This window comes from Pseudomonas sp. FDAARGOS_380 (assembly GCF_002591235.1).
Lineage (GTDB): Bacteria > Pseudomonadota > Gammaproteobacteria > Pseudomonadales > Pseudomonadaceae > Aquipseudomonas > Aquipseudomonas salmasensis.
In genome coordinates this window covers 1165036-1186230 of the sequence record NZ_CP023969.1, presented here as the reverse complement: position 1 = coordinate 1186230, position 21195 = coordinate 1165036, and the positions used below count along the sequence as shown (strand labels likewise).

The window sequence follows — 21195 nt, the reverse complement described above, 5'->3', positions numbered from 1 at the left end:
TGCCTGGCAGGCGGCACGACCCTTGCTGTGTTTCCCTCTTTCGAGGTGCTATCAAATTAGTGGCACCCGTGGTGGAGGGATTTCCAGTGTCTGCCGTTCTCTCGTTGTTACAAAGCCGTCTGTTGCGGCCGGTGTTCGTTACCCTTGGTATCGCTCTTTTGGTGCAAGTGCTGGTGGCCGTCGCGCTGACGCGGAGCACGGTGACGGCACTGGAGGCCGATTTGGGCAATCGCCTGGGCATTGATAGCCAGAAGTTGTCTGGCGAGCTGGCCCAGGCTGGCAAGGAAGTCACCTCCAGCCTGGACAGCCTGTCTGCCAGCACGCGCCAGCGTCTGACGGCCGGGCTTTCCACGCGCTTGCAGGAAGAGCAAAAGCAGTTGCGTGCGACGTTGGAAAAAGACCTGCAGGACTCCGCCAATGACATGGCGCAACTGCTAGCGTCGGTCGCGCCCCGTGCCATGTGGGACAGCGATGTTCCCACGTTGTCGGAGTTCGCCCGCCGGGCCCAGCGCAACCCCAATGTGCTGTTCGTGGTGTACGACGACGCCGCAGGCGAGCACCTGACCCGATACCTGAACCGAGAAAACCCGATCAACCAGGCCCTGCTGGCAAAGGGTGCGGGGGAGCGTGCCTTGGATAAGGTGCTGGACGCGGCCAAGACAGACCCGTCCGTGTATTACGTCGAAGCCTCCATCAGCCCCAACGGTGTGGAAATCGGCAAAGTGCGCATGGGTGTGTCGACCGCAGCGGTTGAGGCCGACCTGCAAGCCTTGGATAAGCGCTTTGCCGCGCTGATCGCCAGCGGTGACCAACTGGTGGGTGACAGCCTCAAGGGCGCCGCAGCTGACAGCGCCAGCGCCATGGGCGCCCGGCTGCAATCGGCGCAAGCCACTGCCACGCAAATGACAGCCAATACCGCCAGCGCCGTGCAAGACGCGGCGGGCACCCTGCGCTGGCGCATCGGCATGGGCCTGGCACTGGTGGGGCTTGGCGTATTGCTGTTGATCGCTATCGTGCTGGGCCGGCGCGTGGTCAATCGCCTGAAGCTGCTGATTGCCGCTATGGATGACCTGGCGGCCGGCGAGGGCGACCTCACCAAGCGCGTGCAGATCAACAGCAAGGACGAAATCGGCGATATGGCCTCGGCGGTCAATCGCTTTGTGGATAAGTTGCAGCCCATCGTGCGCGAGGCTGGCGACGTGGCCCAGCGTACCGGCGTGGAAATCGGCGCCATGACGTTGCGCAATGCCGGCGCCGATGCGGCGGCGGGCTTGCAGCGTGATGAAGTGGCCGAGAGTCTGCGCGCCTTGTCGCAAATGGCCGACGAGGCCCAGGCCGAAAGCCACGCCATGCAGGCGGCCTTGCAGCAGGTGGTGGATATTCGCCAGGCCACGGATGAAAACTCACGGACCTCGGCCGAAGTCGGCAGCTTGATCGAGGCGTTGGCGGGGCAAGTGCAGGCCGGTTCCCAGGTGATCGAACGGCTGGCGCAGCAAAGCGAACAGATTGAAGTGGTGTTGACCGTGATCCACGGCATCGCCGAGCAAACCAACCTGCTCGCCCTCAACGCGGCCATCGAAGCGGCGCGGGCTGGTGAGACTGGGCGCGGCTTTGCGGTGGTGGCCGATGAAGTGCGGGCGCTGGCCAGCAAGACTCAAAGCTCTACGGGCGATATCCAGGCGCATATCGTCGCGTTGCAGCAGGGCGCGCGTGAGGCCGTGGAAACCATCGGCAAGGCCGGGCGTCAGGCCAATGAGGGGCTGCTGGTGCTGCGCGACAGCGTGCGCTTGCAGCAGACGGTACAGGCTTCGGTGGAGCAGGTGCATGCTGCCATCGGCCTGGCGACGCGTGCGGCTGAGCATCAGGCTCAGGGCGCGCATGCGGTGCGTGGGCGCGTGGAGGTGATCCATGCCCAGGCCGAGCGTGCGGCGCAGGCGGTGGTGGAGACGACGGCCAGTGGCAAGGTGCTGGATGGGTTGGCGGCGCAGTTGAAGGCGAGTTTGGGGCAGTTCAGGGCTTGAGGTTGCCTGGACTGGCCTCATCGCAGGCAAGCCAGCTCCCACATTCAACTGCATTCCAAAGTTGGAGCGCGGTCAACTGTGGGAGCTGGCTTGCCTGCGATAGCTGTTTCAGCGGCTCAAATACATCCGCGTCGTAAGCAGATACACCGGCAACCCCGACACCACTATCAACAACGCCGCATACGGCGCCGCCGCTGCAAATTCCACATTCGAGGTATGCGCCCAGACGGCCGTCGCCAAGGTATTCAACCCGGTCGGGCTCAGCAGCAGCGTGGCCGTCAGTTCCTTCATCGCATCCAGGAACACCAACGCAAACGCCGCACCCAATGCCGGGAATATGATCGGCAGGGTGACTCTGCAAAACGCACTGAACGACGATGCGCCTAATGTGCGCGCAGCCTCTTCCAGTTGTGGAGCCGCCTTGTTCAGCGCTGTACGAATCGGCGCCTGTGCCAACGGCAAAAACAGCAGCGCATAAGCAATCAGCAACAACGCCGAGGTTTGGTACAGCGCCGGCACGTAATGCAGGGCGAAATACACCAGGGTCAACGCAATCACTAGGCCGGGCAGGGCATGCAGTAGGTACGGCAAACGTTCGGCCCAGATCGCCAGTTGGCCTTTGTAGCGCACCACCAGCAACCCCACCGGCACGGCCAGTACCAGGCACAGTGCGGCGCCGCCCAGCGAGAGCGCCAGGGATGACAGCAGTGCCTCACCGATCTCGGCCATCGGAAACGCTGCCGACGAACCGACTGCCAACCAATACCCGAGCATCCCCAGCGGAATGCCGCTGCCAATGATCGCCAGCGCCAGGCAATACACCTGGCCCAATGGCGCCCACTGGCCCAGTCGAACCTGCTCGGCGTGTCGCGCCGCGCCCTGGCCGATCCGCACGTGCCGGCCTTTGCCGCGTACGCGCAGCTCCAGCCACAGCAGCGTCAGGCACATCAGCAGCAGCACTGCCGAGAGCATCGCCGCATTGGCATTGCTGAATTCCAGTTCGAACTGCTGATAGATCGCAGTGGTGAAGGTCTGTAAGCCGATGATCGACAGCGCGCCGAATTCCACCAGCATGTGCAGTGCGATCAATAGTGAGCCAGCCAGCAGCGATGGCCACAACAGTGGGAGTGTGATGCGAAAGAACACGCCCCAGCGGTTGAGCCCCAGCGTGCGGGCCGATTCTTCCAGGGAGGGGTCAAGATTGCGCAGCGTTGCCGCCACCGGCAGAAACACCAGCGGGTATTTGGACAGGCTCATCACCAGAATCGCGCCGCCGAGCCCCTCGAACTGGGCACTCAGCGACACCCAGGTAAAACTGCTGACAAACGCCGGCACCGCAAACGGCAGACAAAGAATCACGCCCCAGAGGCGCCGACCTGGCAGGTTGCTGCGTTCCAGCAGCCAGGCCAGGGACAGGCCGATCACGCCGCAGGTCAGGGTCACGCCGACCATCAGCGCCAGGGTGTTGCGCAGCAGCCCGAACACATAAGGCCGCCACAGTAGATGCACCGCCTCCGTCCAGCCCGCCTGCCAGGCTTTGAGCCCGACATAGGCGAGTGGCAACAGGCTCAGGCCAACCAGCAACAGCACGGGCAGCAGCAGCCAGATCGACGGGCGTTTGCGACGGGGGGTGAACCCCGCGACGGAAAGCGATGGGTTCATCAGTTCAGGCCAACGTCACGTTCCAGTTCCAGAGCTTCTTCGGCGTTACCCAGGTCTGCGGGGGTGACTTTCGGCGGCTGCAACTCGCTAAATGGCTTGAGGCCACGGTTCGATTCCATACCCTTGCGCAGCGGGTACTCGGCCGAGGTGTTGGTGATCACGCGCTGGCCTTCTTCGCTGGCCATAAATGCCAGCAATTGCTGAGCTTCTTTGGGATGTTTGCTGGATTTGAGTGCGGCAGCGGAGGACACGGTGATCAGGCCGCCGGCATCGCCATCGGTGAAGTAATGCAGCTGGGAGTCCAGATTGGTTTTTTCCTTTTTCAGGGCAAACCAGTAGTAGTTGTTCACCAGCACGGTGGCCACTTCGCCGTTTTCCACGGCCTTGAGGGCTACCATATTGTTGCTGTACACCTTGCCGAAGGCGCGCAGGCCGGTCAGCCATTCTTCGGCGGCTTCGCGACCGTGCAGCTTGATGATCGCCACGGCTTGTTCCTGGAACGCGCCGCTGGTGGGCACGAAGCCGACCTTGCCTTGCCACTCGGGGTCAGCGAAATCCAACACCGATTTGGGCAAGTCTTTTTCAGCAACCAGTTTCGGGTTGAAGGCCACGACGCGGGTGCGTGCGGTCACGCCCATCCAATCGCCGTTTTTGCCCACGTAATCCTTGGGTAGAACATCGAGGGTGCTGGCATCGATTTTTGCCAACAGGCCTTGCTCGCCGAGTTTATTCAGGGGCGGTGATTCTTCGGTGTAGATGACGTCGGCAGGGGAGCGCTCACCTTCTTCGACGACCTGGCTGGCCAGCTGGTTGCTGCTGCCTTTGCGCACGTTGACGTGGATGCCGGTCTTGGCTTCGAAGGCCTTGGCGAGTTCATCGCCGACTTCTTTGTGTTGGCCGTTGTATAAGGTCAGGGAGACCTTGTCGGCAGAATGGGCGGCGGGCGAGAGCAGGGTCAGGCTGAGTAGGGTGAGGGTCAGGCCGCGCAGAAGGGATGTCTTGAGTCGGTTGTCACGGATCATCATCCGAAGTGTTCCTCGCTTATATGCAACAAATCATTGCAAGGATAAACGATAAATCTTCTCAAGTGCGGATGAGGGGGAAATCACCGGTGAAGTTTTCAAACCCCGGAAACGAAAAAACCCGCTTTCGCGGGTTTGATCTGAATTTGGTGCCCAGGAGAAGACTCGAACTTCCACGACCTTGCGATCACCAGCACCTGAAGCTGGCGTGTCTACCAATTTCACCACCTGGGCATTATCTAACAACGTTGCCGCTGTTGATGGGGCGAACTATACGGCGGGGCTTTTGATCTGTAAACCCCTGATTCGAAAAATATAAATCAATTTTTCCGTTAAAAATCAAAGGCCTGAAACGAAAAAACCCGCTTTCGCGGGTTTGATCTGAATTTGGTGCCCAGGAGAAGACTCGAACTTCCACGACCTTGCGATCACCAGCACCTGAAGCTGGCGTGTCTACCAATTTCACCACCTGGGCAGCATCAACAACGTTGCCGTCGTCGATGGCGCGCACTATACGGAGCGATATTTGAGCTGTAAACCCCTGCCATGAAAAAAGCCTGGAAAATTTCGCCAGTGGTCGTGCAAGGTGCGCGCCGGGGGTCGCAAAGGGCTTTTAAACGCTTGTTGATACCTGAAATTTCCCGTTTCAATACGCGTATGCCAAACTAACCCGCATATAGACAAGGTGAAAACTCTCTAATGGCCGATTGGCAGTCCCTCGATCCCGAGGCCGCTCGTGAAGCGGAAAAATATGAAAACCCTATTCCTAGCCGCGAACTGATCCTGGCGCACCTCGCCGATCGTGGTTCGCCTGCTAGCCGCGAGCAGTTGGTTGAAGAATTCGGTCTGACCACCGAAGACCAGCTCGAAGCCCTGCGCCGCCGTCTGCGTGCGATGGAGCGCGATGCTCAATTGATCTACACCCGTCGTGGCACTTACGCGCCGGTCGACAAGCTGGACCTGATCCTGGGTCGCATTGCCGGCCACCGTGATGGCTTCGGCTTCCTGATCCCGGACGACGGCAGCGACGACCTGTTCATGAGCCCGGCGCAAATGCGCCTGGTGTTCGATGGCGACCGTGCCCTGGCGCGGGTTTCTGGCCTGGACCGCCGCGGCCGCCGCGAAGGCGTGATCGTCGAAGTGGTGTCCCGTGCCCATGAGTCCATCGTCGGCCGTTACTTCGAAGAAGGCGGCATCGGCTTCGTTGTGCCGGATAACCCGAAGGTCCAGCAGGAAGTGCTGATCACCCCGGGCCGCAATGGCGCAGCCAAGGTCGGCCAGTTCGTCGAGGTGAAAATCACCCACTGGCCGACTGCGCGCTTCCAGCCCCAGGGCGATATCGTTGAAGTGGTCGGCAACTACATGGCGCCGGGCATGGAAATCGACGTTGCCTTGCGCACCTACGATATTCCTCACGTCTGGCCTGAGGCTGTGCTCAAAGAAGCCGCCAAGCTCAAGCCGGAAGTCGAAGAGAAAGACAAAGAAAAACGCATCGACCTGCGCCATCTGCCGTTCGTCACCATTGACGGCGAAGATGCACGCGACTTCGACGATGCGGTGTACTGCGAAGCCAAGCCAGGCAAGCTGCGCCTGTTCTCCGGCGGCTGGAAGTTGTACGTGGCGATTGCCGACGTCTCCAGCTACGTGAAGATCGGTTCGGCCCTGGATAACGAAGCCCAGGTGCGCGGCAACTCCGTGTATTTCCCTGAGCGCGTGATCCCGATGCTGCCTGAGCAGCTGTCCAACGGCCTGTGCTCCCTGAACCCGAAAGTCGACCGTTTGGCCATGGTGTGCGAGATGACCATCTCCAAAACCGGCGAAATGACCGACTACCAATTCTACGAAGCGGTGATCCACTCCCAGGCGCGCCTGACCTACAACAAGGTCAGCACCATCCTGGAAACGCCGAAGACCAGCGAAGCCAAGGCCCTGCGTACCGAATACGCTGGCGTGGTACCGCACCTCAAGCAGCTTTACTCGCTGTACAAGGTGTTGCTGGGTGCCCGTCATACCCGTGGCGCGATCGATTTCGAAACCCAGGAAACCCGGATTGTCTTCGGCTCCGAGCGCAAGATTGCGGCGATCACCCCGACCACTCGCAACGACGCGCACAAGCTGATCGAGGAATGCATGCTGGCGGCCAACGTGGCCACTGCCGAGTTCCTCAAGAAGCACGAAATTCCTGCGTTGTACCGTGTGCACGACGGCCCGCCGCCGGAGCGCCTGGAAAAGCTGCGCGCCTTCCTCGGTGAGCTTGGCCTGTCCCTGCACAAAGGCAAGGACGGCCCGACGCCGAAGGATTACCAGGCCCTGCTGGCCAGCATCAAAGACCGTCCGGATTACCACGTGATCCAGACCGTGATGCTGCGCTCGCTGAGCCAGGCGGTGTACAGCGCCGATAACCAGGGCCACTTCGGCCTGAATTACGAGGCGTACACCCACTTCACTTCGCCGATTCGTCGTTACCCGGACTTGCTCACGCACCGGGCGATCCGCAGCGTGATCCATTCCAAGCAGAACACCCCGCACGTCAAGCGCGCTGGTGCCATGACCATTCCGAAAGCACGGATCTATCCGTACGACGAAGCGGCCCTGGAACAGCTGGGCGAGCAGTGTTCCATGAGCGAGCGCCGTGCTGACGAAGCCACCCGCGACGTGGTGAACTGGCTCAAATGCGAGTTCATGAAGGATCGCGTGGGCGAGTCGTTCCCGGGTGTGATCACCGCCGTGACCGGTTTTGGCCTGTTCGTCGAGCTGACCGACATCTACGTCGAGGGCCTGGTGCACGTCACCGCATTGCCGGGTGACTACTACCACTTCGATCCTGTGCATCACCGCTTGGCGGGCGAGCGCACCGGTCGCAGCTTCCGCCTGGGCGATACCGTTGAAGTGCAGGTCATGCGTGTCGACCTCGACGAGCGCAAGATCGACTTCGGCATGCCTGACAAACCAGCTGAGCCTGCGGGTCGCAAAAAGCGTGGTGAAACCACAGCGCCTGCGTCCAAAGGCAAAACGGCTGCGGCGAAAACCACCGCTGAGCCTGCACCTGCCAAGGCCGGTCGTCGCTCTTCCGCCAAGGACAAGGCCCCTGAAGCCTACCGCCCAAGCGACGCCGCGGCGAAAAACGCCGAGCTGCGCAAGAGCCGCGAGTTGAAGCAGCAGTTGCTCAACGAAGCCAAAAGCGGTGGTAAAGCGGCGTCTGGGGGAAAGTCCCAAGGGGCGGAAAAACCGTCGAGCAAGCCAAGTAAACACCGTAAAGGCCCGCCAAAAGCGGGTTCGGCTCCCGCAAAAAGCGGCGGGTCGCGCAAACCTAAGGCCAAGTCATGAGTCTGGAAAAAATCTACGGCGTGCACGCCGTAGAAGCACTGCTGCGTCACCACCCCAAGCGCGTTAAGCAGGTGTGGTTGGCCGAAGGTCGCAGCGAGCCGCGCGTACAGGCGCTGGTCGAGTTGGCTACGCAAAACAAGGTTGCCATCGGCCAGGCCGAACGTCGTGAAATGGACGTGTGGGTCGAAGGCGTTCACCAGGGCGTGGTTGCCGACGTCAGCCCGAGCCAGGTGTGGGGCGAGGCGATGCTCGACGAGCTGCTCGACCGTACCGAAGGCGCGCCGTTGCTCTTGGTGCTGGACGGCGTGACCGACCCGCACAACCTCGGCGCCTGCCTGCGCTCGGCGGATGCTGCCGGTGCGCTGGCCGTGATCGTGCCCAAGGACAAGTCCGCGACCCTGACGCCGGTGGTGCGCAAGGTCGCCTGCGGTGCGGCGGAAGTGATTCCGCTGGTGGCCGTGACCAACCTCGCGCGTACCCTGGAGAAGCTCCAGCAACGCGGCCTGTGGGTCGTGGGCACGGCGGGGGAGGCCGAGGTCAGCATCTATGACCAGGACCTCACCGGCCCGACTATCCTGATCATGGGCGCCGAAGGCAAAGGCATGCGTCGTCTGACCCGTGAGCATTGCGATTACCTGGTACACCTGCCGATGGCCGGTAGCGTCAGCAGCCTCAATGTGTCGGTTGCGACGGGTGTTTGCCTGTTTGAAGCCCAGCGTCAGCGTGGTGCCAAGGCTAAGGCCAAGCCCAAGAAGTAATTGCAGTGTGGGGCATGCCTCAATCTTAATGTAGGAGCGTGCTTGCTCGCGAAAAACGTCAACGATAACGCGGGTTTCCTGAATGAGCGCGGTGTCTGTGATTTTTTCGCGAGCAAGCTCGCTCCTACATTTGTTTTTGTGGTGCTTGGGGTTGTTCAAATAATCACCAATTACCTTGCGCCGCTTCTCCCCCTTCTCTACAATTGCGCCCCTTGCCTTCCTGGCAGGCACCGATGTGCCTCCCCTGCGGCAAGATCCATAAGTGTCATTCACTCCTTGTCTGACCGTTTTTGAGCGGCAGGCTACAACCCGTAAGGAGCATTCATGCGTCATTACGAAATCATCTTTTTGGTCCACCCGGATCAAAGCGAGCAAGTCGGCGGCATGGTTGAGCGTTACACCAAGCTGATCGAAGAAGACGGCGGCAAAATCCACCGTCTGGAAGATTGGGGCCGTCGTCAACTGGCCTACGCAATCAACAATGTTCACAAGGCTCACTACGTGATGCTGAACGTTGAGTGCACTGGCAAGGCCCTGGCCGAGCTGGAAGACAACTTCCGCTACAACGATGCAGTGATCCGTAACCTGGTCATCCGTCGCGAAGAAGCCGTTACCGGCCAATCCGAGATGCTCAAGGCTGAAGAAAACCGCAGTGAGCGCCGTGAGCGTCGCGATCGTCCTGAAGAAGGTGCTGATGATAGCGCTGATGACAGTGACAGCAGCGATAACGCTGACGAGTAATCCACGGACCTTATTAAGGAGCCTATCAAATGGCACGTTTCTTCCGTCGTCGTAAATTTTGCCGCTTCACCGCTGAAGACGTGAAAGAGATCGATTACAAAGATCTCAACACTCTGAAAGCCTACGTATCCGAGACCGGCAAAATCGTTCCAAGCCGTATCACCGGTACCAAAGCACGTTATCAGCGTCAGCTGGCCACCGCTATCAAGCGTGCCCGCTTCCTGGCCCTGCTGGCCTACACCGACAGCCACGGCCGCTGAGACCGGGCAGTCGACAAGTAGTAAGGGATTGAATGCATGCGCGCCTTAGCTGAGTTCATCATGCGCGGTCGCGTGCAGGCCACTCTGGTAGTGGCTGGATGTGCGGCATTGCCGTTGCTTTATTGGTTGGGTGCTGCCGCAGGTTGCCTTGTGCTGCTGCGGCGCGGTTTGAAGGACGCCCTTGGCGTTCTTGCCCTGGGTTTGTTGCCGGCCTTGATCTGGTGGCTGCAAATGGGTGATCCACGGGTACTTCTGGTACTGCTGGGGTCATCGAGCCTTGCGTTGGTTTTGCGCGCAAGTGAGTCCTGGGTCCGTACGCTGCTGGTCAGCGTGGCATTGGGGTTGGTGTACTCAGTGATGCTTGGCGCGGCTTTCCGCCCGCAAATCGAGGCGCTGGCGCAGGAGATCGTCAAGATCCTGCCGTTGGCCCTCGGGGATCTCTACCAGCAGTTGTCGGTAGATGAGCGAGCGCGGTTTGCGTCACTGATTGCTCCGGTCCTGACCGGCCTGATTGCGGCTTTGTTGCAGGTCGTCAGCGTGCTGAGCCTGATTCTTGGGCGTTATTGGCAAGCGTTGTTGTACAACCCGGGTGGTTTTGGTCGCGAGTTTCGCAGTATCAGAATCCCAGCGGGGCCGGCGATGTTGCTGCTGGCGTGCATGGTTGTCGGGCCGAACTTCGGCCCACAGATGGCCTTGCTGGCGCCGATTTGCAGCGTACCGCTGGTGTTTGCCGGGCTGGCCCTGATTCATGGGCTTGCTGCGCAAAAGCGACTGGCCAAGTTTTGGCTGGTGGGGTTGTACGTCACGCTGGTGCTGTTCATGCAGCTGATCTATCCGTTACTCGTGGTCTTGGCCATTGTTGACAGCCTGATTGATTTTCGCGGTCGTCTGGCGTCGAAAGACGCCGATAACGCGAACGGTGAAGGTTAAAAGTTAGAGGATTTTCACATGCAACTGATCCTTCTGGAAAAAGTCGCCAACCTGGGCAACCTGGGCGACAAAGTGAACGTTAAGGCCGGCTACGGTCGTAACTACCTGCTGCCATACGGCAAAGCCACCGCTGCAACCGCTGCCAACCTGGCTGCGTTTGAAGAGCGTCGTGCTGAGCTGGAAAAAGCCGCAGCAGACAAAAAAGCGTCGGCCGAAACTCGCGCTGCCCAACTGGCTGAGCTGGAAGTGACTATCACTGCCACCGCTGGTGACGAAGGCAAGCTGTTCGGTTCGATCGGCACCCACGACATCGCTGATGCACTGACCGCCTCCGGCGTTGAAGTGCAGAAGAGCGAAGTTCGTCTGCCGAACGGCACCATCCGCAACGTAGGCGAATTCGACGTAGCCGTGCACCTGCACGCCGAAGTTGAAGCCACCGTACGCGTTGTCGTGGTAGCAGCTTAAGTCGCACCTAACTGACTGGCACCTCGCGTGTCAGCCGGTTAACATCGGGCACGATCCTGTTTACAGGTCGTGCCTTTTGTTTTTCTACACACCCCAAATTCCAAGTGGCCATGAACGAAATCTCCGCTCCTGAGCAATACGATCTGCAAACCGCTGCCCTGAAGGTGCCGCCGCATTCCATCGAGGCCGAACAGGCCGTGCTCGGTGGTTTGATGCTGGACAACAACGCCTGGGAACGCGTGCTGGATCAAGTCTCGGACGGTGATTTCTATCGCCATGACCACCGCCTGATCTTCCGCGCCATCGCCAAGCTGGCCGACCAGAACTCACCGATCGACGTGGTCACCCTGGCCGAGCAGCTGGACAAGGAAGGCCAGACCTCCCAAGTGGGCGGCCTGGGCTACCTCGGTGAGCTGGCGAAAAACACGCCGTCCGTCGCCAACATCAAGGCCTACGCCCAGATCGTCCGCGAGCGCGCTACGTTGCGCCAGTTGATCGGCATCAGCACCGAAATCGCCGACAGCGCCTTCAACCCCGAAGGCCGCACTGCCGCCGAGATCCTTGACGAAGCCGAGCGCCAGATCTTCCAGATCGCCGAAGCCCGCCCGAAAACCGGCGGGCCGGTCAGCGTCAACGACCTGCTGACCAAGGCCATCGACCGCATCGACACCTTGTTCAACACCGATGCCGCGATTACCGGTATTTCCACCGGTTACACCGACCTCGACGAAAAGACCAGCGGCCTGCAGCCGTCCGACTTGATCATCGTCGCCGGCCGTCCGTCCATGGGTAAGACTACTTTCGCGATGAACCTGGTGGAAAACGCCGTGTTGCGCAGCGATAAGGCGGTGCTGGTGTACTCCCTCGAGATGCCAGGCGAATCGCTGATCATGCGTATGCTTTCGTCCCTGGGCCGTATCGACCAGACCAAGGTGCGTTCCGGTCAGTTGGAAGACGACGACTGGCCGCGCCTGACCTCGGCGGTCAACCTGCTCAACGACCGCAAGCTGTTCATCGATGACACCGCGGGTATCAGTCCGTCCGAAATGCGCGCACGCACCCGGCGCCTGGTGCGTGAGCATGGCGACATCGCCCTGATCATGATCGACTACCTGCAGTTGATGCAGATCCCCGGTTCCAGCGGCGACAACCGTACCAACGAGATTTCTGAAATCTCCCGTTCCCTGAAAGCCCTGGCCAAGGAATTCAACTGCCCGGTGGTGGCGCTGTCCCAGCTCAACCGTTCCTTGGAACAACGTCCCAACAAGCGCCCGGTGAACTCCGACTTGCGGGAATCCGGAGCGATCGAGCAGGACGCCGACGTGATCATGTTCGTGTACCGCGACGAGGTGTACCACCCCGAGACGGAACACAAAGGCATTGCCGAAATCATCATCGGCAAGCAGCGGAACGGCCCGATCGGGTTTATCCGTTTGGCGTTCATCGGCAAGTACACGCGTTTCGAGAACCTGGCGCCGGGTAGCTACAACTTCGACGACGACGAGTAGTTTCAAGCACCTGTAAGGGCCTCATCGCAGGCAAGCCAGCTCCCACATGTGGACTGCGTTCTCCTGTGGGAGCTGGCTTGCCTGCGATGGGGTCACCACAATTCCGACTACTGCCGTCGGAATTGGTCAAATTTTGTGCTATATTCCGCGCCCGCGATTTTTCATCTTCACACCGGTCACCGTCATGCAAACAGCCAAGCCGTTATTTGACTATCCCAAGTACTGGGCCGAATGTTTCGGTCCTGCGCCATTCCTGCCGATGAGCAGGGAGGAGATGGATCAGCTTGGCTGGGATTCGTGCGACATCATCATCGTCACCGGTGATGCCTATGTTGACCACCCCTCGTTCGGCATGGCGATCATCGGCCGGCTGCTGGAGTCCCAGGGCTTTCGCGTCGGGATCATCGCGCAACCGAACTGGCAGTCCAAAGACGACTTCATGAAGCTCGGCGAGCCGAACCTGTTCTTCGGCGTCGCGGCCGGCAACATGGACTCGATGATCAACCGCTACACCGCCGACAAGAAAATCCGCTCCGACGACGCCTACACCCCTGGCGGTATGGCCGGCAAACGCCCGGACCGTGCGAGCCTGGTGTACAGCCAGCGTTGCAAGGAAGCCTACAAGAACGTGCCGATTGTACTCGGCGGCATCGAAGCTTCCCTGCGCCGCATCGCCCACTACGACTACTGGCAAGACCGCGTGCGCAACTCGATCCTGATCGACGCCACCGCCGATATCCTGCTGTACGGCAACGCCGAGCGGGCCATCGTCGAGGTTGCCCAGCGCCTGTCGTGGGGCCACAAGATCGAAGACATCACCGATGTGCGCGGCACCGCGTTCATCCGCCGCGATACCCCAGCCGGTTGGTACGAAGTGGATTCCACGCGCATCGACCGTCCGGGCAAGATCGACAAGATCATCAACCCGTACGTGAATACCCAGGACACCCAGGCCTGCGCCATTGAGCAAGAAAAAGGCCCGGTGGACGATCCGGAAGAAGCCAAGGTTGTGCAGATCCTGGCCAGCCCGCGCATGACCCGTGACAAAACTGTGATCCGCCTGCCCTCGGTGGAAAAAGTCCGCGGCGACGCGGTGCTCTATGCCCACGCCAACCGCGTGTTGCACCTGGAAACCAACCCAGGCAACGCCCGCGCCCTGGTGCAGAAGCACGGTGAAGTGGACGTGTGGTTCAACCCGCCGCCCATTCCCATGACCACCGAAGAAATGGACTACGTGTTCGGCATGCCCTACGCCCGCGTACCGCACCCAGCGTATGGCAAGGAGAAGATCCCGGCCTACGACATGATCCGTTTCTCGGTGAACATCATGCGTGGCTGCTTCGGCGGCTGCACCTTCTGCTCGATCACCGAGCACGAAGGCCGCATCATCCAGAACCGTTCCGAAGAGTCGATCATTCGCGAAATCGAAGAGATCCGCGACAAAGTGCCGGGCTTCACTGGCGTGATCTCCGACCTGGGCGGCCCGACCGCCAACATGTACCGCATCGCCTGCAAGAGCCCGGAGATCGAATCCGCGTGCCGCAAGCCATCGTGCGTGTTCCCTGGTATCTGCCCGAACCTGAACACCGACCACTCGTCGTTGATCCAGCTGTACCGCAGTGCCCGTGCGTTGCCGGGTGTGAAGAAGATCCTGATCGCTTCTGGCCTGCGCTACGACCTGGCCGTCGAGTCGCCGGAATACGTCAAAGAGCTGGTCACCCACCACGTCGGTGGCTACCTCAAGATCGCCCCGGAACATACCGAGGAAGGTCCGCTCAACCAGATGATGAAGCCGGGCATTGGCAGCTATGACAAGTTCAAGCGCATGTTCGAGAAGTACACCAAGGAAGCGGGCAAGGAGCAGTACCTGATCCCGTACTTCATCGCCGCGCACCCTGGCACCACCGATGAAGACATGATGAACCTGGCCCTGTGGCTCAAGGGCAATGGCTTCCGTGCCGACCAGGTGCAGGCGTTCTACCCGTCGCCGATGGCCACCGCCACCGCGATGTACCACTCGGGCAAGAACCCGCTGCGCAAGGTCACCTACAAGAGCGACGCGGTAACCATCGTCAAGAGCGAGGAGCAGCGCCGCCTGCACAAGGCGTTCCTGCGTTACCACGACCCGAAGGGCTGGCCGATGCTGCGTGAAGCATTGACCCGCATGGGCCGTGCCGACCTGATCGGGTCGGGCAAGGACCAGTTGATCCCGCTGCACCAGCCGTCCACCGACAGCTACCAGAGTGCCCGGCGCAAGAACTCGACGCCGGCGGGCAGCCATAAGGTCGCCAAGGAAACCACCACCAAGATCCTCACCCAGCACACCGGCCTGCCACCCCGTGGCAGCGACGGCAGCAACCCGTGGGACAAGCGCGAACAAGCCAAGGCTGCGGCCCAGGCGCGCAACAAGCAGGCGGCCAAAGAGCGCAGTGATGCGGCCAAGGGCAAGGGCGGCAAGCCTACGCGCAAGCCGGTAGTGCCGCGTTGATCGACGCCTGAAATGCAAAACGCCAGCCTCGTGCTGGCGTTTTGCTTTCTGGTCGGTGCTGAGTCTGTTTGGTAAGGTGGCGCCCATTAGATTGCTATCGCAGGCAAGCCAGCTCCCACACTTGGAATGCATTCCCCTGTGGGGCTGGCTTGCCTGCGATGAGGCTGGTCTGGGCACTCTCAATTTCAAGGAAGAACACTTATGGGCAACCCCTTGCTCAATATCGGCATGGACTCCAACCGCTCCCAATTCATGGCGCGCCAGCGCATTGAAAGCCAGATCAACCTGCCACGGCTGTTCGCCGTCATCGACGCCGACCCCAGCATCGTCGGTGCTGGCGTGGTGTATATCGACGCCGACTTCAACGTAATCACCCTGCGCGAATTCAAGCCCATCTGCAGCATCAAGCCCAAGCGCGTCATTTTGCGCGAGGCGCAGAAGTACATCTCGCCGGCGCAGTTTGTCGAGCAGGTGAAGACCGACCCCCGTGAAGGACGACTCCAGAAGGAGGCCTTTGATATGGGCCTTTCCTGCGGCGCGGCAGTCATTGGTTGGATCGTGGTGTTCAGTGGCAGCGTCGCCGTCCCGTTCACTGCCGGTGCCAGTGCTTTTGTGGTGGGCATTGGCGTCACGGCCGCGCTGGCCAGCAGTGCTCAGTGCGGATTTGGCGTGGCCCGTACCTATAACGAGATCCTTGACCCGGAGGCCAACGACCGCATGGACGACGCCCAGTGGTACGGCGCGGTGTCACCGATTCTCGATGCCGCGTCGTTGGTGGGGATCGGAACGGGTGCCTTCACCACATTAAGGCTGCTCAAAGCCAAAAAAGCCGCTGCGTTGGGCAAGAGTTGGTATGAGTTGCTCAAGGGCTTGAATCGCCAGGAACGCAAGAAGTTGACCCAGGAATTGCTCAGCCTCAAAGACCCGAGCCTGACCCCCAAGTTGCTCAAGTTGCAGCAGCGCGCCGGCACGTTGCCCAAGCGCTATAGCTCCACGGAAATCCGCCATGCCACGCTCACCCAACTCAAGGACGCCTTGGGCGGCATGTTGGGTATTTGGGGCAGCTATCGAACCGGCCATGTCGGCTCGGCGTCGACGCTTGCCATAGGCCTGTATGAGGAACTGACGGAATGAAGGGGTTTCCCGATAGGCGCAGTTTCCTTGCGCGTTATTTTCCGGTGTTCATGGGCACCATCTTCATGGCGATCTTTTCCGGCTCAGTGGCGGTCTCCACGGCGGGCGTGACCTATTTGCGCGGGGTTGAACCGGCGCTCAAGGCCAACTACTCCGGGGCTGCAATCCTGGTGCTGGTGGCGGTGCTGGTGTTTGGCAATGTGATGATTGCACGCGGGTACCCCTGGGCGACCCGGCTGGTGGCGGGCTACCTGGTGTGTTGCCTGCTGTTCGTGTTGCCGATGATTCAATACGGCCTCAACACCCTGGTGTACGGCTCGGCGGTGTTGTTTCCGCTGCTGGGTTTGTTGCTGCTCAACAGCAAGCGCCATCGTGAAATGCGCCAGCGATTACTCGAAATACGTCACCTGCGTCGGGCGGCGATTGCGCAACGCAAGGCCCGTTGATTAGGTAGGTTTATTGGCGGTCGGTGGCCTGTTTGTTAGGGTGGCGCCCATCAGATTGCTATCGCAGGCAAGCCAGCTCCCACAGAGGAATGCATTTCAAGTGTGGGAGCTGGCTTGCCTGCGAAGACGGCCTTGCAGTCAACACAGTTGGCTTGTGTACATATCCATTGCTGCGGTAGCGGCCACTTAGGGTTCCGCCTGACGGCGGGTCACTTTGGAAAAGAGCCCCAAAGTAACCAAAGGGCTCTTGCCCCACCACTCGGCACCTCGCTTAGGCTCGGTGTGCCCGTAATCCGCCAGTGATTTGGGGGGCCGCCGCCACGCGCCATCCATGGCGCGGGGCGGCTAAACCGGCATCCCTGCCGGTTTACCCCCCAAATCCCTGTCGAATTCCGGCCAGCGTGGTTTAACGGGGCGCCTGAGATCAAAAGCAGATCAAGATCAAGAGCGGCTCGCTTCGCATCGTAGTTACCGTCTGCTGCTACAGCCTACAAAGTTGTGTAGATACCTATGCTGCGATGAGGCCGGTCGGGGCACTCTAAATTTCAAGGAAGAACCTTATGGGCAACTCCTTGTTCACCATCGGCATGCATTCCAACCGCTCTCAGTTTATGGCGCGCCAGCGCATCGAGAGCCGGATCAACTTGCCACGGCTGTTTGCGGCCATCGATGCAGAAAGAGAGGGCCAAGCTGACCAAGGAACTACCGAGTATCAATGATTCAGTACAACCCACACAGGGTTCTCTATAGTCTGTCGCTGACTTTCCCGCTGTTTGGCCTGCTGGTACTCAACAGCAGCGGGCAGCGAGAAATGCGGGCAAAACTTGTGCAAATTCGCCAACTGCGCCAAGCCCGAATACCAGGCGTACCACGCGTTAACTGGGTAGATTCACCACCTGCACTCAGCCCGGCGCTACAAATGTGTGCAGCGCCTGCACCATAGCCACAACGTTGGCGCCGTTTTGGTGCTGTACTGCACCGGGCCCGACGTTTTAGTGCAATGACTGCTGCTGTGGCATAAGTCTTGCGCGCGTTGTGCTTATGCCCTGGCTCGCAGGAGGCCGCCGTGTCGATTCATGTCGCGTTGCACCACGTTACGCATTACCGCTACGACCGTGCTGTCGAACTTGGCCCGCAGATCGTGCGGCTACGCCCGGCGGCCCATAGCCGTACGCGGATACTGTCCTACGCGCTGAAGGTGCTGCCCGAGCAGCATTTCATCAACTGGCAGCAAGACCCGCAGGGCAATTACCTGGCGCGCCTGGTGTTCCCGGAAAAGACTGACGAGTTGCGCATCGAAGTCGACCTGGTCGCCGAGATGGCGGTGTTCAATCCGTTCGATTTTTTCCTGGAGCCCTACGCCGAAAATATCCCGTTCAGCTACGCCGCCGATGAGCAGCGCGAGCTGGCGCCGTACCTGGAAACCTTGCCGCTGACGCCAAGGTTGGCTGCGTACCTGGCGGGTATCGACCGCACGCCGCTACCCGCCGTGGATTTTCTCGTGGGCCTCAACCAGCGCCTGGCCGCCGATATCGGTTACCTGATTCGCATGGAGCCGGGCGTGCAAACGCCGGAATTCACGCTGGAAAATGCGTCCGGCTCCTGCCGCGACTCGGCCTGGTTGTTGGTGCAATTGCTGCGCAACCTCGGGTTGGCGGCGCGATTTGTCTCCGGTTACCTGATTCAGCTCACCGCTGACGTCAAAGCCCTCGATGGCCCGTCCGGTACCGAGGTGGACTTCACCGACCTGCACGCCTGGTGTGAAGTGTATTTGCCTGGCGCGGGCTGGATTGGCCTGGATGCCACGTCCGGGTTGTTTGCCGGTGAAGGGCATATCCCTTTGGCCTGCAGTCCCGATCCATCGTCCGCCGCGCCGATCAGTGGGTTGGTGGAGCCGTGCGAGTGCGAATTTACCCACGAGATGTCGGTGGAGCGCATCTGGGAAGCGCCACGGGTGACCAAGCCCTATACCGAAGAACAATGGCTGGCGATCCAGGCCCTGGGCCGGCAGATCGATGGCGACCTGCTCAAGGACGACGTACGCCTGACCATGGGCGGCGAGCCCACCTTCGTTTCTATCGACGACCCCGACGGCGCCGAGTGGAACACCGCTGCCCTGGGCCCGGACAAGCGACGCCTGTCGGCCGAGCTGTTCCAGCGCCTGCGCCAGCACTATGCGCCCAAGGGCCTGGTGCATTTCGGCCAAGGCAAGTGGTACCCCGGCGAGCAATTGCCGCGCTGGTCGCTCAATTGCTACTGGCGCCGCGATGGCGTGCCGATCTGGCACAACAGCGCGCTGATCGCCGATGAGCAAGAGGACTATGGCGCCGATGGGGTGATGGCCGGGCGTTTCCTGGCCAGCGTCGCCGAGCGCCTGAAACTGCCGGCGCGCTTCGTATTCCCGGCGTTCGAGGACAATTTCTACTACCTGTGGCGCGAAGGGGCGCTGCCCCAGAACGTCACTGCCCAGGACCCGCGCCTGAGCGACGACCTGGAGCGTGAGCGCCTGCGCAAAGTGTTCAGCCAGGGCCTGGATAAAGTCATCGGCCAGGTGCTGCCGCTGGCACGCACGGCGGCCAATGACCGCTGGCAGAGTGGGCGTTGGTACCTGCGCGACAACCATTGCCGCCTGGTGCCGGGGGATTCGCCGCTGGGCTATCGCCTGCCGCTCGCTTCCCAGCCCTGGGTGACGGCGGCGGAGTATCCGTTTGTGCACCCGACCGACCCTAACCAGGATCAGCCGGAGCTACCGACCAGTGCCCAGTTGCAAAACCATGGCGAGCCCGCGCGCAGTGATGAGCGTGTGCCCAAGGTGGACGAGTCCGCCGACTGGCTGACCCGTACCGCGCTGTGCGCCGAAGCCCGCGAAGGGCGCCTGTACCTGTTTATGCCGCCGCTGGAGCGCGTCGAGGATTACCTGGAACTGGTGACCGCCATCGAGGCCACCGCCGAAGAGCTGCATTGCCCGGTACTGCTCGAAGGCTACGAGCCGCCAGCGGATACGCGCCTGAGCAATTTCCGGGTCACGCCAGACCCTGGTGTCATCGAGGTCAACGTACAGCCGTCCGCCACCTGGGACGAGTTGGTGGAACGCACCGAATTCCTCTACGAAGAGGCCAGGCAAACCCGCCTGACCACCGAGAAGTTCATGATCGACGGGCGCCACACCGGTACCGGCGGCGGTAACCACTTCGTGCTGGGCGGCGCGACGCCCAAGGACTCGCCGTTCCTGCGCCGTCCGGACCTGCTGCGCAGCCTGATCAGCTACTGGCACAACCACCCGTCGTTGTCCTACTTGTTCTCCGGCCTGTTTATCGGCCCCACCTCCCAGGCGCCCAGGGTAGATGAGGCGCGCAACGATGCGCTGTATGAACTGGAGATCGCCTTTGCGCAGATGCCTGAGCCAGGCGAGGAGTGCCCGCCTTGGCTGGTGGACCGCCTGTTGCGCAACCTGCTGATCGACGTGACGGGCAATACCCATCGCGCCGAATTCTGTATCGACAAGCTCTACTCACCCGACGGCGCCACGGGCCGCCTGGGCCTGCTGGAACTGCGCGCCTTTGAAATGCCGCCCCATGCACGCATGAGCCTGACCCAGCAGTTGTTGCTGCGGGCGCTGGTCGCGCGGTTCTGGCGCGAGCCCTATGCGCCGCCGAAGCTGGCGCGCTGGGGCACTGAACTGCATGACCGTTTCCTGTTGCCGCACTTTATCGAGCAGGACTTTGCCGACGTGATCGTCGAGCTGAACGCGGCCGGCTACCCATTGCGGGCCGAATGGTTCGCGGCGCATCTGGAGTTCCGTTTCCCCAAGGTGGGCGACTACGCCGTCAGCGGTATCGAACTGGAACTGCGCCAGGCCTTGGAGCCTTGGCATGTACTGGGCGAAGAAGGCGCGGTGGGGGGCGCGGTGCGCTATGTGGATTCGTCCCTGGAGCGCCTGCAAGTGAAGTTGAGCGGGTTGCCGCCGCAACGCTACCTGCTGACCTGCAATGGTGTGCCGGTGCCGCTGCAACCCACCGGCCGCGTCGGCGAGTTCGTGGCGGGCGTGCGTTACCGCGCCTGGCAACCGGCCAACTGCCTGCAACCGACCATCCCCGTGCATGCGCCGCTGGTATTTGACCTGCTCGACACCTGGATGCAGCGCTCGTTGGGCGGCTGCCAATACCACGTGGCGCACCCGGGCGGGCGCAATTACGACAGCCTGCCGGTGAATGCCAATGAGGCGGAGAGCCGGCGCATGGCGCGGTTTTTCCGCTTGGGGCACAGCCCAGGCAAGCTGGCAGTGCCGACTGTAACGGTAAACGATGAGTTGCCAATGACCCTGGATTTGCGGCGTTTCACAAAAAATAAGGAATGAACATGATCCAAGTGTGGGAGCTGGCTTGCCTGCGATAGCGGTGGTTTAGTCGATAGTTCTGGTGACTGACACACCG

14 protein-coding genes, 2 tRNA genes and 1 pseudogene are annotated in these 21195 nt (G+C 60.9%); 13 read left to right on the top strand and 4 right to left on the bottom strand.

Annotated features, from left to right (window positions below; genetic code table 11):
• The first annotated feature begins 86 nt into the window (after positions 1-86).
• A complete protein-coding gene (locus tag CRN80_RS05750; RefSeq protein ID WP_032893836.1) occupies positions 87-2021 on the top strand; it encodes a methyl-accepting chemotaxis protein in 1935 nt (644 codons plus the stop codon).
• A gap of 108 nt (positions 2022-2129) precedes the next feature.
• Here the strand turns inward: CRN80_RS05750 and CRN80_RS05745 are convergent, their stop codons facing one another.
• From CRN80_RS05745 to CRN80_RS05730, 4 genes are all read right to left on the bottom strand, one after another.
• Entirely contained in the window at positions 2130-3683 is a 1554-nt protein-coding gene (locus CRN80_RS05745) for an iron ABC transporter permease (RefSeq protein ID WP_098949727.1), read from the bottom strand.
• On the bottom strand, positions 3683-4708 hold the full coding sequence (locus CRN80_RS05740; RefSeq protein ID WP_098949726.1) for an iron ABC transporter substrate-binding protein: 1026 nt from the start codon (positions 4706-4708) through the stop codon (positions 3683-3685). Before CRN80_RS05740 ends, CRN80_RS05745 begins: the two co-directional genes overlap by 1 nt.
• Before the next feature lie 144 nt (positions 4709-4852).
• Positions 4853-4939: transfer RNA gene (locus tag CRN80_RS05735), tRNA-Leu, on the bottom strand.
• Between the two features lie 154 nt (positions 4940-5093).
• Positions 5094-5180, bottom strand: a tRNA-Leu gene (locus CRN80_RS05730).
• A gap of 224 nt (positions 5181-5404) precedes the next feature.
• On the opposite strand from CRN80_RS05730, the gene rnr reads away from it, so the two are divergent.
• The 12 genes and pseudogenes from rnr to CRN80_RS05665 all read left to right on the top strand — a co-directional run bounded on the left by rnr (position 5405) and on the right by CRN80_RS05665 (position 21119).
• Positions 5405-8032, top strand: coding sequence for a ribonuclease R (gene rnr, locus CRN80_RS05725; RefSeq protein WP_003188072.1), 2628 nt, complete (start codon positions 5405-5407; stop codon positions 8030-8032).
• Complete coding sequence (gene rlmB, locus CRN80_RS05720) at positions 8029-8790, top strand: 23S rRNA (guanosine(2251)-2'-O)-methyltransferase RlmB (protein WP_003188074.1); 762 nt, start codon at positions 8029-8031, stop codon at positions 8788-8790. The genes rnr and rlmB overlap by 4 nt, the downstream gene beginning before the upstream one ends.
• Positions 8791-9114: 324 nt before the next feature.
• Positions 9115-9531, top strand: coding sequence for a 30S ribosomal protein S6 (rpsF, locus tag CRN80_RS05715; RefSeq protein WP_098949725.1), 417 nt, complete (start codon positions 9115-9117; stop codon positions 9529-9531).
• 29 nt (positions 9532-9560) lie between these two features.
• The gene (rpsR, locus tag CRN80_RS05710; RefSeq protein ID WP_002551829.1) at positions 9561-9791 is read left to right on the top strand and encodes a 30S ribosomal protein S18; all 231 of its coding nucleotides are present in this window, start codon (positions 9561-9563) and stop codon (positions 9789-9791) included.
• Between the two features lie 36 nt (positions 9792-9827).
• Positions 9828-10721: a hypothetical protein gene (locus tag CRN80_RS05705; protein ID WP_032893827.1), complete on the top strand. Its 894-nt coding sequence runs from the start codon at positions 9828-9830 to the stop codon at positions 10719-10721.
• A gap of 18 nt (positions 10722-10739) precedes the next feature.
• Entirely contained in the window at positions 10740-11186 is a 447-nt protein-coding gene (gene rplI, locus CRN80_RS05700; RefSeq protein WP_003171376.1) for a 50S ribosomal protein L9, read from the top strand.
• A 110-nt stretch (positions 11187-11296) separates the two neighbouring features.
• On the top strand, positions 11297-12694 hold the full coding sequence (gene dnaB / locus CRN80_RS05695; RefSeq protein WP_003188079.1) for a replicative DNA helicase: 1398 nt from the start codon (positions 11297-11299) through the stop codon (positions 12692-12694).
• 184 nt (positions 12695-12878) lie between these two features.
• A complete protein-coding gene (locus tag CRN80_RS05690) occupies positions 12879-15182 on the top strand; it encodes a YgiQ family radical SAM protein (RefSeq protein ID WP_003188080.1) in 2304 nt (767 codons plus the stop codon).
• A gap of 201 nt (positions 15183-15383) precedes the next feature.
• Complete coding sequence (locus tag CRN80_RS05685) at positions 15384-16316, top strand: NAD synthetase (protein ID WP_078802395.1); 933 nt, start codon at positions 15384-15386, stop codon at positions 16314-16316.
• Positions 16313-16762, top strand: a complete 450-nt coding sequence (locus CRN80_RS05680) for a hypothetical protein (RefSeq protein WP_047712445.1) — start codon at positions 16313-16315, stop codon at positions 16760-16762. The genes CRN80_RS05685 and CRN80_RS05680 overlap by 4 nt, the downstream gene beginning before the upstream one ends.
• Before the next feature lie 560 nt (positions 16763-17322).
• Positions 17323-17439, top strand: a pseudogene (locus tag CRN80_RS05670) (NAD synthetase); the annotation flags it as partial.
• A 389-nt stretch (positions 17440-17828) separates the two neighbouring features.
• Positions 17829-21119, top strand: coding sequence for a DUF2126 domain-containing protein (locus CRN80_RS05665; protein ID WP_098949724.1), 3291 nt, complete (start codon positions 17829-17831; stop codon positions 21117-21119).
• The last annotated feature ends 76 nt before the right edge of the window (positions 21120-21195 follow it).

What these genes read in the sequence shown, in the direction of transcription:
- CRN80_RS05685 (WP_078802395.1), top strand. Translation starts at nt 15,384, where the DNA reads ATGGGCAACCCCTTGCTCAATATCGGCATGGACTCCAACCGCTCCCAA.
- dnaB (WP_003188079.1), top strand. Translation starts at nt 11,297, where the DNA reads ATGAACGAAATCTCCGCTCCTGAGCAATACGATCTGCAAACCGCTGCC.
- CRN80_RS05690 (WP_003188080.1), top strand. Translation starts at nt 12,879, where the DNA reads ATGCAAACAGCCAAGCCGTTATTTGACTATCCCAAGTACTGGGCCGAA.
- CRN80_RS05680 (WP_047712445.1), top strand. Translation starts at nt 16,313, where the DNA reads ATGAAGGGGTTTCCCGATAGGCGCAGTTTCCTTGCGCGTTATTTTCCG.
- rnr (WP_003188072.1), top strand. Translation starts at nt 5,405, where the DNA reads ATGGCCGATTGGCAGTCCCTCGATCCCGAGGCCGCTCGTGAAGCGGAA.
- rplI (WP_003171376.1), top strand. Translation starts at nt 10,740, where the DNA reads ATGCAACTGATCCTTCTGGAAAAAGTCGCCAACCTGGGCAACCTGGGC.
- rlmB (WP_003188074.1), top strand. Translation starts at nt 8,029, where the DNA reads ATGAGTCTGGAAAAAATCTACGGCGTGCACGCCGTAGAAGCACTGCTG.
- CRN80_RS05745 (WP_098949727.1), bottom strand. Translation starts at nt 3,683, where the DNA reads ATGAACCCATCGCTTTCCGTCGCGGGGTTCACCCCCCGTCGCAAACGC.
- rpsR (WP_002551829.1), top strand. Translation starts at nt 9,561, where the DNA reads ATGGCACGTTTCTTCCGTCGTCGTAAATTTTGCCGCTTCACCGCTGAA.
- CRN80_RS05740 (WP_098949726.1), bottom strand. Translation starts at nt 4,708, where the DNA reads ATGATGATCCGTGACAACCGACTCAAGACATCCCTTCTGCGCGGCCTG.
- rpsF (WP_098949725.1), top strand. Translation starts at nt 9,115, where the DNA reads ATGCGTCATTACGAAATCATCTTTTTGGTCCACCCGGATCAAAGCGAG.
- CRN80_RS05705 (WP_032893827.1), top strand. Translation starts at nt 9,828, where the DNA reads ATGCGCGCCTTAGCTGAGTTCATCATGCGCGGTCGCGTGCAGGCCACT.